11 protein-coding genes and 1 pseudogene are annotated in these 12,474 nt (G+C 72.7%); 5 read left to right on the top strand and 7 right to left on the bottom strand.

The annotated features are described in order from the left end of the window. Positions 1–23 precede the first annotated feature (23 nt). A complete protein-coding gene (recG, locus tag ACFYT4_RS11990; RefSeq protein ID WP_389267438.1) occupies positions 24–2,231 on the bottom strand; it encodes an ATP-dependent DNA helicase RecG in 2,208 nt (735 codons plus the stop codon). A gap of 317 nt (positions 2,232–2,548) precedes the next feature. After that, complete coding sequence (locus ACFYT4_RS11995; protein ID WP_389267439.1) at positions 2,549–4,159, bottom strand: DAK2 domain-containing protein; 1,611 nt, start codon at positions 4,157–4,159, stop codon at positions 2,549–2,551. 270 nt (positions 4,160–4,429) lie between these two features. On the opposite strand from ACFYT4_RS11995, the gene rpmB reads away from it, so the two are divergent. Continuing rightward, entirely contained in the window at positions 4,430–4,615 is a 186-nt protein-coding gene (rpmB, locus tag ACFYT4_RS12000; protein WP_003957616.1) for a 50S ribosomal protein L28, read from the top strand. A gap of 298 nt (positions 4,616–4,913) precedes the next feature. Here rpmB and thiD read toward each other — a convergent pair whose 3' ends face one another. Further along, positions 4,914–5,702, bottom strand: coding sequence for a bifunctional hydroxymethylpyrimidine kinase/phosphomethylpyrimidine kinase (thiD, locus tag ACFYT4_RS12005; RefSeq protein ID WP_389267440.1), 789 nt, complete (start codon positions 5,700–5,702; stop codon positions 4,914–4,916). Beyond that, positions 5,699–6,667 carry a thiamine-phosphate kinase gene (locus ACFYT4_RS12010; protein WP_389267441.1) on the bottom strand — a complete coding sequence of 323 codons (969 nt, stop codon included), beginning with the start codon at positions 6,665–6,667 and terminating at the stop codon, positions 5,699–5,701. The genes thiD and ACFYT4_RS12010 overlap by 4 nt, the downstream gene beginning before the upstream one ends. Before the next feature lie 400 nt (positions 6,668–7,067). Here ACFYT4_RS12010 and ACFYT4_RS12015 point away from each other — a divergent pair, with 400 nt between their 5' ends. Beyond that, positions 7,068–7,301 (top strand): Lrp/AsnC family transcriptional regulator, encoded by a 234-nt coding sequence (locus ACFYT4_RS12015; RefSeq protein WP_389267442.1) that lies wholly within the window; start codon positions 7,068–7,070, stop codon positions 7,299–7,301. A 20-nt stretch (positions 7,302–7,321) separates the two neighbouring features. Continuing rightward, on the top strand, positions 7,322–7,798 hold the full coding sequence (locus ACFYT4_RS12020; RefSeq protein WP_389267443.1) for a DUF3515 domain-containing protein: 477 nt from the start codon (positions 7,322–7,324) through the stop codon (positions 7,796–7,798). A gap of 37 nt (positions 7,799–7,835) precedes the next feature. On the opposite strand, the gene ACFYT4_RS12025 is transcribed toward ACFYT4_RS12020, so the two are convergent. The 3 genes from ACFYT4_RS12025 to ACFYT4_RS12035 all read right to left on the bottom strand — a co-directional run bounded on the left by ACFYT4_RS12025 (position 7,836) and on the right by ACFYT4_RS12035 (position 10,850). Further along, positions 7,836–9,023: a D-alanine--D-alanine ligase family protein gene (locus ACFYT4_RS12025; RefSeq protein ID WP_389267444.1), complete on the bottom strand. Its 1,188-nt coding sequence runs from the start codon at positions 9,021–9,023 to the stop codon at positions 7,836–7,838. A 67-nt stretch (positions 9,024–9,090) separates the two neighbouring features. After that, positions 9,091–10,101 carry an NAD(P)H-dependent glycerol-3-phosphate dehydrogenase gene (locus ACFYT4_RS12030; protein WP_389267445.1) on the bottom strand — a complete coding sequence of 337 codons (1,011 nt, stop codon included), beginning with the start codon at positions 10,099–10,101 and terminating at the stop codon, positions 9,091–9,093. Next, positions 10,098–10,850: a lysophospholipid acyltransferase family protein gene (locus ACFYT4_RS12035; protein ID WP_389267446.1), complete on the bottom strand. Its 753-nt coding sequence runs from the start codon at positions 10,848–10,850 to the stop codon at positions 10,098–10,100. The genes ACFYT4_RS12030 and ACFYT4_RS12035 overlap by 4 nt, the downstream gene beginning before the upstream one ends. Positions 10,851–10,999: 149 nt before the next feature. Here ACFYT4_RS12035 and cofC point away from each other — a divergent pair. Both cofC and ACFYT4_RS12045 read left to right on the top strand, forming a co-directional pair. Further along, positions 11,000–11,671 (top strand): annotated as a pseudogene (cofC, locus tag ACFYT4_RS12040) (2-phospho-L-lactate guanylyltransferase); the annotation flags it as partial. 218 nt (positions 11,672–11,889) lie between these two features. Beyond that, on the top strand, positions 11,890–12,093 hold the full coding sequence (locus ACFYT4_RS12045) for a hypothetical protein (protein WP_389267447.1): 204 nt from the start codon (positions 11,890–11,892) through the stop codon (positions 12,091–12,093). Positions 12,094–12,474: the final 381 nt, after the last annotated feature.

The following is a 12,474-nucleotide window of genomic DNA, read 5'->3' on the forward strand; positions in this document are numbered from 1 at the left end:
TCGATGTCTTCGCGATCAGTCTCTCAGCCCTTGTCGAGATACCGCTCGCGCTCCTTGTCCAGCAGGGCGTCCAGCGCGGTGCGCAGCCCGGGAAGCCCCTCCAGCCCGGGGTCGCCGCCCACGACGGCCGCGGCCTCCTCGCGGGCCGCCACGATGACCTCCTCGTCGTCGATGACGGAGAGCATCCGCAGCGACGAGCGGACCCCGGACTGGGCCTGGCCGAGCACATCGCCCTCACGGCGCTGTTCGAGGTCGATACGGGACAGCTCGAAGCCGTCGAGCGTGGCGGCGACCGCGCCGAGCCGGGCGCGGGCGGGCGTCGCCTGCGGCATCTCGGTGACCAGCAGGCACAGCCCGGGGGCGGATCCGCGGCCGACCCGGCCGCGCAGCTGGTGCAGCTGGGAGACGCCGAACCGGTCGGCGTCCATGATCACCATGGCGGTGGCGTTCGGGACGTTGACCCCGACCTCGATGACGGTGGTGGCCACCAGGACGTCCACCTCGCCCGCGGCGAAGCGGCGCATGGTGTCGTCCTTGTCGTCGGGCGGCATCCGGCCGTGCAGTACCGCGAGGCGGAGACCGGCGAGCGGGCCGCGCCCCAGCTCCTCGGCGATGTCGAGCACGGCGAGCGGGGGCCGCTTCTCGGCCTCGTCCTCGGCGGACTTCTTCTTGGCACGGTCCTCCTCGTCGCCGATGCGGGGGCACACCACGTACGCCTGATGGCCCTTGCCGACCTCCTCGCGCACCCGCTCCCAGGCGCGGGCCAGGAAGTGCGGCTTGTCCTGGGCGGGGACGACATGGCTGGCGATCGGGGAGCGGCCGGCGGGGAGCTGGTCGAGGACGGAGGTCTCCAGATCGCCGAACACGGTCATCGCCACGGTGCGCGGGATGGGGGTGGCGGTCATGACCAGCAGATGGGGTGTCCGGCGCTCGCCCCGGGAGTCCCCCTTGGCCCGCAGGGCGTCGCGCTGTTCGACACCGAAGCGGTGCTGTTCGTCGACGACGACCAGGCCCAGGTCGTGGAACTGGACCTTGTCCTCGATCAGCGCGTGCGTGCCGATGACGATTCCGGCCTCGCCGGTCACCAGGTCCAGCAGGGCCTGCCGGCGGGCGGCGGCGCCCATCGAGCCCGTCAGCAGCACCACCTTCGTGGCGCGCTCGGCCGCGCCGAGCATGCCGCCCTCGGCCAGCTCGCCCATCATCTCCACGACGGAACGGTGGTGCTGCTGGGCGAGGACCTCGGTGGGCGCGAGCATCGCCGCTTGGCCGCCCGCGTCCACGACGGTGAGCATCGCGCGCAGCGCGACCATCGTCTTGCCGGAGCCGACCTCGCCCTGGAGCAGCCGGTGCATCGGGTGCTCGGTCGCCAGATCGCCGAAGATCTCCCGGGTGACCCTGTCCTGGCCCTCGGTGAGGGTGAACGGCAGCTTCGCGTCGAACGCGTCGAGCAGACCGCCCGGAACCGGCCTGCGGCCCACGGCGGGCAGCTGGGTGTCCGCGAAGCGACGGCGGGCCAGGGCGACTTGGAGGACGAACGCCTCGTCCCACTTCAGGCGCGCTCGGGCGTCCTCGATGTCCGCCTTGGTGTGGGGCCGGTGGACCTTGAGCAGCGCCTCGGGCAGGGAGACGAATCCCCTGCCCTCCCGCAGGGACGGCGGCAGCGGGTCGACGGCGTCCCGGGCGCGCGGCAGCACCGCGTCGACGGCCTTGGCGATCTTCCAGGACTCCATGCCCTTGCACGCCGGATAGATCGGGATGAGCGCGCCCGCCCAGGACTCGACGGCGCTCCCGGCGGAGTCCGGATCCCCGGTCTCGTCCGCGCCCAGCTTGGCGTACGTGGGGTGGGCGAGCTGGAGCCTGCGGTTGAACACCGAGACCTTGCCCGCGAACATCGCGCGGCTGCCGGGCAGCAGCTCCTGGTGCGGCTTGTGGACCCCCCGTCCGAAGAACACGAGCTGGAGACGGCCGCTGCCGTCCGTGATCGTGATCTCCAGCCGTTTGCCGCGACCGCCGTTGAAGGTGTGCACACGGGCGTCGGCGACCTGCGCGACGACGGTCACGTCCTCGTCGAGGGGCAGCTCGGACAGCCGGGTGAGCTGGCCGCGCTCCTCGTACCGGCGCGGGTAGTGGTGCAGCAGATCGCCGACGGTGTGCAGGTCGAGCTGCTCGCCGAGCACCTTGGCGGTGGCGGGGCCGAGGGTCTTCTTCAGCGGTTCATCGAGCTGGGGCACGGTCCCATTGCACACCACGGGTGTGACATGTGGGGTCAGCTGTGGACGGCGCCCCGGAAGTCGCCCGCCATGCGGCACTCCGCCCCGCTCCCCGCTCCCCCACCCCCGAACGCCGTACGGGCCGAAACCGCGCGGAGGGGCTCGGGGCGGTTCTGTGGTTCGTTCTCCCCCGGACTCCGTCCGGCTCTGTTCTGCCCTGTCCGGCTCAATCCGGGGGCCTTCAGTGTGTGTCGACGGTCGATCGTGCCCGACCGCTCGTTCCTCGCGGCCTCCGCGCGTTCTCCCTTTCGACACCCACGGCCCCCTTCGGGTGGGCGCTACTCGACGCCGATCAGGAGAGGGGTCGCGCTGTGGCCCGAGTGGTAGAGGGTCGTGTCGACGGCCAGGTAGGTGTCGCGGACGTGGCGTTCGAGGTGGGCGGCGACCGAGGGGCCGTCGGGGGTGTCGGCGGACAGGATCAGGGTGACGAGTTCGCCGCCGGCGGCGAGCATGCGGTCGAGCACGGCGGTGGCGGTGGCCGTCAGGTCGGTGCCGATGACGGCGACGTCGCCGTCGATCAGGCCGAGGATGTCGCCGGCCTGGCAGACGCCGGCCGAGGTCCAGGACCGGTGCTCGGCGACGGCGAGTTCGGCGTAGCGGGTCGCGCCCGCGGCGGCGGTCATCGCGACGACGTCCTCGTCGAAGCGGCGGGCGGGCTCGTGGACGGCGAGGGCGGCGATGCCCTGGACGGTGGCGCGGGTGGGGATGAGCGCGACACGGACACCCTCGGTACGGGCCTGCTCCGCCGCCGCGGCCGCCGGGTGGCGCAGTTCGGCGGAGTTCGGCAGGAGGACGACCTCACGGGCGTGGGCGCGGCGGATGGCGTCGACGAGTTCACCGCTGGCGGGCGGTTCGCCGGGGCGGGCGAGCACGGTCGTGGCGCCCGCCTCGGCGCACAGGGCCGCGATGCCCTCGCCGGGGACGACCACGACGACCGCCCGCTGCACCTGCTCCCGTACGGGCACGGCCGCGCCGCCGAAGTGCGTGATACGGATCCGGTGCGGGCGCCCCGCCTCGACGCCCGCCTCCACCGCGGCGCCCGCGTCGTCGACATGGACGTGGACGTTCCACAGGCCGTCGCCCCCGACGACGACGAGGGAGTCGCCGAGTGCGTCCAGCCGGGCCCGCAGCCGGGCCACGGCGGCGTCCTCCGCCTCCAGGAGGTAGATCACCTCGAAGGCCGGACCGCCGTCCGCGCAGGGTTCCGCGGCACTCGGTACGGGGAGCGCGACCCGGGCCGGGGGCGGCGGCGGCGCCTCGCCCGTGACGGCCTCCACCAGTGCCCCCAGCACCGCGAGCAGCCCCCGCCCGCCCGCGTCCACCACGCCTGCGCGGCCGAGGACGGCGAGTTGCCCGGGGGTCGCGTCGAGAGCGGTCCTGGCCCCCTCGTACGCGGCCCTCGCGGCATCGTCGGGCGTCGCCTCGGCCGCGTCCGCCGCCGCCGAGGCGACGGTGAGGATGGTGCCCTCGACGGGGTGGGCGACGGCCTCACGGGCGAGTTCGGCGGCCCGCCGCAGGGCGCCCGCGAGATGGTCGCCGTCCCCCACGCGCTCGGCCATGCCCCGCAGGAGCTGCGCCAGGATGGTGCCGGAGTTCCCGCGCGCGCCGAGGAGCGCCCCGTGGGCCATGGAGCGCACCACGACGGACACCTCGGGCACCCCGCCCCCGGCCCCGCCGGACCCGTCGGGCATATCGGGCTCGTGTGCGGCGAAGACCGCCTCCACGGCCGTCGCGGCGGACTCGACCGTCAGATACAGATTGGTGCCGGTGTCCCCGTCCGCCACGGGATAGACGTTGATCGCGTCGATCTCCTCGCGCTCCCTCCCGAGCGCCTCCAGCGCCCGGGAGCACCAGGTGCGTACCGCTGCGGCGTCGAGATTCTGCGGCACCTGGTGATCCTCCTCGGACAGCCGGGCATGGCCGTGGTCGACGGCCGTGGGCGGGGGGTCGCACCGCAGGGTAGACCCCGCCCGGCGGCCGGGAGCGGACAGGGGGCGGGAGCGGCCATGGTAGTTTCGTTGTACGGACGCAGTCGTTGTATGCTGCTCCGGTTGCCTGATGAGAGTCAGGCCATTCCCCCGGCAAAGCCACTGATCAGTTACTGATTTCCGGCACGCCGGATTTCACTGTAAGTGCATCTGAAGTCTTTGGAGTGACCCGTGGCTGCCAACTGCGACGTCTGCGGCAAGGGGCCGGGCTTCGGCAACAACATTTCGCACTCGCACCGCCGTACGTCCCGTCGCTGGAACCCGAACATCCAGCGCGTGCGTGCAGTGGTCGGTCGGACGCCGAAGCGGCTCAACGTCTGCACCTCGTGCATCAAGGCCGGCAAGGTCTCGCGCTAATCCACGACCCACGTCGTAGCGCAGCCTCTGCGGTTGCCTTGAAAGCCGGTCCACCTTCGCGGTGGGCCGGCTTTTTGCCGTACGCGCACGACCGCCGGACCCACCCGCCCGCCGGCCGCCCTGAGCCCCCGCCCGCGCCGCGTCGCCCGAGCACCCGCCGCGCCCCGGCCCCGAGGCCCTTCTGACCGGCCGCGGGCACCCCGGGGCAATCCGGACCCCGCCACCGCGGGCGCCCCGGACCGCGCCCCCGCCGTGGACGCCAGGTCCTCACCGACCGGCCCCCGGTGTCCCGGCGGCGTCAGCGCCGCAGGCGCCACCCGTGGTCCACCGGCCCGATCCCCTCCCCCAGCGCGAACCCGGCGGCGATCGCCCCGGTCACATACTCCTTGGCCTCGTACACGGCCTCCGGGACGCCGAGCCCCTTCGCCAGCCCCGCCGCGATCGCCGAGGCGAGGGTGCACCCGGTGCCGTGGGTGTGCCGGTTGTCGTGCCGGGGGGCGCGCAGCCAGTGTTCCGCGGTGCCGTCGGTGAGCAGATCCACCGCGTCGCCCGCGAGATGCCCGCCCTTGATCAGCGCCCAGCGGGGTCCGAGGCCGAGGACGGCGTCGGCGGCCCGGCGCATCCCGCTCTCGCCGGTGACCTCCACACCCGTCAGCTGGGCCACCTCGTCCAGGTTGGGGGTGGCCACGGTCGCGACGGGCAGCAGCCGGTGGCGTACGGAGTCGAGGGCGGACTTCGCGAGCAGGGAGTCCCCGTGCTTGGAGACCCCGACCGGATCGACGACGACGGGCACGTCCGTGGCGGCCAGCAGCCCGGCGACACACTCCACGAGCTGCGCGGACGCCAGCATGCCGGTCTTCACGGCCTGGACGCCGATGTCGTCGACGACACTGCGGTACTGGGCGCGCACCGCCTCCACGGGCAGTTCCCAGTACCCCTGGACGCCCCGTGAGTTCTGCGCGGTGACTGCCGCGATGACGCTCATGCCGTGGGTGCCGAGGGCGAGCATCGTCTTCAGATCGGCCTGGATGCCCGCGCCGCCGCCGGAGTCGGACCCGGCGACGGTCAGCACCAGCGGCGGGGTCACGATCCCTCCGGGGAGCCGAAGTGGTCCCAGCCGCCCTTGCTGTGCCAGGGCAGACCGTCGACGGTCACCTGCGGCAGCGAGGACGGGCTGAGGACCTCGCCGATGACCTTCCAGCGGGCGGGCAGCTTCACATCGGCGGGGAAGACCGCCACGATCGCGTGGTCCTCTCCCCCGGTCAGCACCCACTGGAGGGGGTCGACTCCGACGGCCTGGCCGATGTCGTGCATCTGGCCGGGGATGTCGATGGCGCCCGACCGCAGATCGATACGGACCCGGCTGGCCTCCGCGATGTGCCCGAGGTCGGCGATGAGCCCGTCGCTGATGTCGCACATGGCCGTCGCGCCGAGCCCGGCCGCGGCGGGCCCCGCGTGGTACGGCGGCTCGGGCCGCCGGTGCGCCTCCACGAAGGCGCGCGGCGAGCGGAAGCCCCGGGACAGGACCGCGTGCCCGGCCGCCGACCAGCCCAGCCAGCCGGTGTAGGCGACGACGTCACCGGGGCTCGCCCCGGCCCGGGTGACGGGTTCCCGACCGCGCAGATCGCCGAGCGCCGTGATCGCGAGGGTGATCACATCGCCCCGTACGACATCGCCGCCGACGACGGCCGCTCCCGCGACCTGGCACTCGTCCCGGATGCCGTCCATCAGCTCGGTGGCCCAGGTGACCGGCAGTTCGGCCGGGACGACGAGCCCGAGGAGGAGCGAGGTGGGGACCGCGCCCATGGCCGCGATATCGGCCAGATTCTGCGCGGCGGCCTTGCGGCCCACGTCGTAGGCAGTCGACCAGTCACGGCGGAAGTGCCGGCCCTCCAGCAGGACGTCCGTACTCGCCACGACCCTGCGATCGGGTGCGGCGACGACCGCCGCGTCGTCCCCGGGTCCGAGCCGGACCGCGGGAGTGGAGGTGAGCCGGGAGGTGAGTTCTCTGATGAGACCGAACTCTCCCAACTCGCCCACAGTGCCCTTCACCGAGTCTCACCTCTCCGTCGTCCCGCCGGACCACCCGGCTGAGCTGTTCTGCTGCGGCTTCCCGCGGTCGCGAGCCGCGATGGCGGTGGGTACCGTCAAGGATGCGCACGTGGTCCGCGCAAGACATCCGTACGACGCATCCGTACCGGGCATCCGTACGCGGACATCGGATCCGGACACACAATCCCGTGCCCGACCCGTAAGGGATACGCAAGAGATCCGCAGATCCGTCAAGAGATACGTCAACTTCTGCTTTGCGCACGCCACACTACGGACGCCACCCGGCGCGCGGGTCTCCCCCCGGCCCGTGGCGACGCGATACCGTGGCGTCCCTTTCTCCCCCCTGGGGTCTCCCCGCCGAAGGTAGGGGAAACGATCCCCGGGCCGCCCTGGAGGTTCCGTGGTACAGGCGTACATCCTGATTCAGACCGAGGTGGGCAAGGCGTCGACCGTCGCCGAGACCATCGGGAAGATTCCGGGAGTGATGCAGGCCGAGGACGTCACCGGCCCCTACGACGTGATCGTGCGCGCGCAGGCCGACACCGTCGACGACCTGGGGCGTCTGGTGGTCGCCAAGGTCCAGCAAGTGGACGGCATCACCCGAACCCTGACCTGCCCGGTCGTGCACCTGTAGCCCCCGTCTACGCTTGGCCGGTGACATCCGCCCGGTCCGCACTGCTCTCCGCCTCCGCCGTGGTACTGCTCGCCGTCGCGGGCTGCTCCACATCGGACACCGCCCTTCCGGTCCCGGTTCCCAGTCCCCCGCCCGAGGAAGCCGTGCTGTGCGCGGCCCTGCACGACGAACTCCCGAAGACGGTCGCCGGGCACGACCGCACCGACCTGGACCCGGCCTCGGAACTGACCGCCGGCTGGGGTGACGCCGCGATCGTACTGCGCTGCGGCGTCCCCCGGCCCGCGAAGATGAGCAGCGCCCAGGCGCTCGGGGTGGAGGCGAACGGCGTCAACTGGATGCTGGAGCAGCGGACCGACGGTCCCCGCTTCACCACGACCTACCGCGAGGCCTACGTCGAGGTGACCCTCGACGAGCGGTACGCCCACGACTCCACACCGCTCGCCGACCTGGCCGACGCGGTCGCCAGGACCGTGCCGGCCACACTGGAGATCCCCTGAGCGCCACACGCGGCACCCCCGTGCGGCGGGGCCGCCTCTAGCGGAGCCCCGTGGAGCGGCGCAGCGCGGCCTGGATCAGGAGGTCCACCAGTTCGGGGTAGGAGACGCCGGTCTCCTGCCACATACGGGGGTACATGGAGATGGGGGTGAAGCCGGGCATCGTGTTGATCTCGTTGATCACGAACCGGCCGTCCTCGGTGAGGAAGAAGTCCGCGCGGACCAGGCCCTCGCAGGACGCGGCGTCGAAGGCGTCCACCGCGAGCCGCCGCACCTCGGCGGTCTGCTCCTCGGTGAGCGGCGCGGGCACGATCCCCGGCGCCGAGTCGATGTACTTGGCATCGAAGTCGTAGAAGTCGTGCGACTGCACCGACGGGATCTCGGCCGGGACGCTGGCGCGGGGGCCGTCCTCGAACTCCAGCACACCGCACTCGATCTCCCGGCCGCGCACCAGCGCCTCGACGAGGATCTTGGGGTCGTGGCGCCGGGCCTCCTCAACCGCCGCGTCCAGGCCGTCGGCGGAGTCGACCTTGGTGATGCCGATGGAGGAGCCGGCCCGCGCGGGCTTGATGAACAGCGGCCAGCCGTGCTCGCCCGCGAAGCCGATGATCTTCTTGCGGGCGGCGGCGGGGTCCAGCTCCCACTCGCGCGGCCGGATCACCTCGTACGGGCCGACGGGCAGCCCGAAGGAGATGAAGACCCGCTTCATGTACTCCTTGTCCTGGCCGACGGCCGAGGCGAGCACCCCGGAGCCGACGTAGGGCACTCCGGACAGCTCCAGCAGCCCCTGGAGGGTGCCGTCCTCCCCGTACGGGCCGTGCAGTACGGGGAAGACGACGTCGACCTCGCCGAGCGCCTTGGGCACGGCGCCCGGCTCGCTGTAGACGAGTTCGCGGTTGGCGGGATCCACGGAGAGGACGACACCGCCGTCGGTGGACTCGGCCAGCTCCGCCACCCGGGGGGTACGGCGCTCGGTGATCGCCATCCGGTCCGGCTCGTCGGCGGTGAGCACCCAGCGGCCCTCCGCCGTGATGCCGATGGGGACGACGTCGTACTTCGTACGGTCGATGGCCCGCAGCACGGCGCCGGCGGTGACGATGGAGATCCCGTGTTCGGAGCTGCGGCCGCCGAAGACGACGGCGACGCGCGGCTTGCGGGACGGCTGCCCGTCGCTCCGCCGGGCAAGGCTCTGCGGCTCAGGGCTCTGGGGGAGGTTCTCGCTGCTCATATCGTCCTGAGACTACCGTGCGCCACCCGGTGTGCCGGCGGTTGGCGCCGGGGCGGACGGGTGTGTGTCAGCGGCGCTCCGGCTTCGCGCTGCGGGACATCAGCTCCTTGAGCGCGACCACCGGCGGCTTGCCCTCGTGGACGATGCCGACGACCGTCTCCGTGATGGGCATGTCGACTCCGTGCCGGCGGGCCAGATCGAGCACCGACTCGCAGGACTTGACGCCCTCGGCGGTCTGCCGGGTGACCGCGATGGTCTCCTGGAGGGTCATGCCCTTGCCGAGGTTCAGGCCGAAGGTGTGGTTGCGCGACAGGGGGGAGGAGCAGGTCGCCACGAGATCGCCGAGACCGGCGAGTCCGGAGAACGTCAGCGGGTCCGCGCCCATCGCGAGGCCGAGCCGGGTGGTCTCGGCGAGCCCGCGGGTGATCAGGGAGCCCTTGGCGTTGTCGCCGAGGCCCATGCCGTCCGCGATGCCGACGGCGAGTCCGATGACGTTCTTCACCGCGCCGCCCAGTTCGCAGCCGACGACGTCGGTGTTGGTGTACGGGCGGAAGTACTGGGTGTGGCACGCGGACTGGAGCCGCTGGGCGACCGCCGCGTCCCGGCAGGCGACGACCGCGGCGGCGGGCAGCCGCTGGGCGATCTCCTTGGCGAGGTTGGGCCCGGTGACGACGGCGACCCGCTCGCCGGGGACCCCGGCGACCTCCTCGACGACCTCGCTCATCCGCTTGGCGGTGCCGAGTTCGACGCCCTTCATCAGGGAGACGAGGACGGTCCCCGCGGGCAGCTTCGGCGCCCAGGCGGCGAGGTTTCCGCGCAGCGTCTGGGAGGGGACGGCGAGGACGGTGAAGTCCGCGCCGTCGAGTGCCTCGGCGGGGTCGGTGGTGGCCCGCAGCCGGGACGGAAGCTCGATGCCCGGCAGATAGTCGGGGTTGGTGCGGGTGGTGTTGACGGCCTCGGCGAGTTCGGCGCGGCGGCCCCAGAGGGTCACCTCGCAGCCCGCGTCCGCGAGGACCATGCCGAAGGCCGTGCCCCATGAGCCGGTTCCGAAGACGGCCGCCTTGGCGGGGTGTGTCACTGTGTTCCTTCCCCTGCGGCCTTGCGCCGCTGTTCTGCCCGGGCCGTGCGGTGGTCGAACGGCTCGTCCGGTGCCTTCTCGCCGCGTACCTCTTCGAGCAGCGCGGTGATCGCGGCCATGATGGCCTCGGTCGCGTCGCGCAGCACCTCGGGCGTGGGCTCCAGATCGTAGAACCCGCTGAGGTCGACGGGGGGTCCCGCCTGCACGATCAGGGTTTTGCGGGGGAACAGCCGCAGCTTCTTCTCCCGGGCGTACGGCGGCATCGCGAGATTGGCGCCCCACTGGGCGACCGGAATGACGGGCACCTTCGTCTGGAGCGCGATACGGGCCGCGCCGGTCTTCCCGGCCATGGGCCACATTTCGGGGTCGCGGGTGATGGTGCCCTCGGGATAGAAGGCGACGCATTCGCCCCGTTCAATGGCCAGGACGGCGGCGCGGTACGCGTCCAGCGCATTGGTCGTCTCGCGGTAGACGGGGATCTGCTTGGTCCCGCGGAGCATCATCCCGACGAACGAGCCCTTGAACAGGGTGGCCTTCGCCAGAAAGCGCGGGACCCGTCCCGAGTTGTACTGGAAGTGCGCATACGAAAGGGGGTCGAGATAGGAGTTGTGATTGACCACGGTGATGAATCCGCCGTCGGCCGGAATGTGTTCCATTCCCCGCCAGTCCCGCTTGAACAGAACCAACAGCGGCGGTTTTGCGATGACCGCCGCCAGGCGGTACCAGAAGCCGATTCTACGGCGGGACACGCGGACACCCTTCTTCTGTGACCTGGCCTTCGCCGGGTCGCCGGGGGTCAAGTGTCGCCCCGGGCCCCTGCTCTGTCGAGCACACGGTACGCCCCGGTCACCGGACCGGCCCCCCGGTTTGTCACAGGGCCGGGCCACAATGGGGGCCGATGCGTACGGACGGAGAGCTGACCACGGACACCGACCCGACGGCCCACTGGTCCCTGGTGGTCCCGCTGAAACCCCTTGTACTGGCCAAGAGCCGACTGGCCCCGGCCGCCGACGGCATTCCGCGGCAGCGGCTCGCGCTCGCGTTCGCACAGGACACCGTGGCGGCGGTACTGGCCTGCCCGGCCGTGCGGGATGTGGCAGTCGTCACGGACGATCCGGTGGCCGGTGCGGAGCTCGCCGCGCAGGGTGCCAGGATCGTGCCGGACATGCCGGGCGCGGGGCTCAACGCCGCGCTGGCACACGGCGCGCAGGCGGTCCGGGAACTGCGGCCCGACGCCCCGGTGGCCGCGCTGAACGCGGATCTGCCCGCGCTGCGCCCGCTGGAACTGGCCCGGGTGCTGGTGTACGCGACGGGATTTCCGCGCGCTTTTCTGACGGACAGCGCCGGTATCGGCACGACATTGCTCACGGCGGCCCCGGGCGTCGAATTGCGCCCCGGATTCGGGGGCCTGTCCCGGCGCCGGCATTCGGCTTCGGGTGCTGTGGAAATCCCGCTCGACGGTATCGATTCGGTACGCCGGGACGTGGACACGCCGGACGATCTGACGGCCGCGCTCGCCCTCGGAGTGGGCCCGTGCACGTCCCGTCTCCTCACGGCGGGCGCCGCGGCGGGGTGGGGACGGGGCCCGTTCTCCGCGGTGGGACGGGGCCGGGAGCCCTCCGCCGGGGATCCGGCCCTTCCGGAGGGCGGTGCGGGCCCCCTGCCCGCGATGCCCCGGGAGGAGGGGTGCGGTACGGGAGCGGTGGGCCCGGCGCGCTCCGCCGCCCGCCGCCCGGGGGCCTGCGGGGGTCCGGCGGATCACCGGGAAACGCCCTAAGCTCTCGTTCCATGCAGGCGACCTCGTACACGTACGACCCCGAGACCCGCAGCGGCAGTGTGCTGCTCGACGACGGCACCCCGGTGGAATTCGACGCCGCCGCCTTCGACGCGGGCGGGCTGCGGCTGCTGCGGCCGGGGCAGCGGGTCCGGATCGAGACCGAGGGCGAGGGCGCGGGGCTGCGTATCACGCTGGTGACGCTTCAGACGCTCTGACCGCCGCGGCGGCCCGCCGTCGCTCCCCCGGCGCAGGGCGGGCGGAAGCCGTGTCCCCTCCGCGCCGTGCGAGGGATCTCCGTCTCGCCCCCCGGGAATCCGGGAATCCGGAGCGGGCCTCCGCCGTGATCGGGCGCAGTCCGCCGTGATCGGGCGCCGGACGGCCGGAGGGGTGTCTCCCTTCGGCCACCGGGCGGGCCGGAAGGCGCGGGCCCGGAAGGCGCGGGCCCGGAAAAGCTGCCCGTACCGCGCCCCCGCGGGCTCGGGCCGACCGTCGCAGGCCGCCCTCCCCCAGGCGCCGCACGGGCGAAAGCGATGCGCTCCGGCAGGCCGGAAGCTCTGGGACAGGCCGCCCGCGCCTCCGGGCCGGACGGGCCGGAC

Source organism: Streptomyces sp. NPDC004609 (genome assembly GCF_042873655.1).
Classification (GTDB): Bacteria; Actinomycetota; Actinomycetes; order Streptomycetales; family Streptomycetaceae; genus Streptomyces.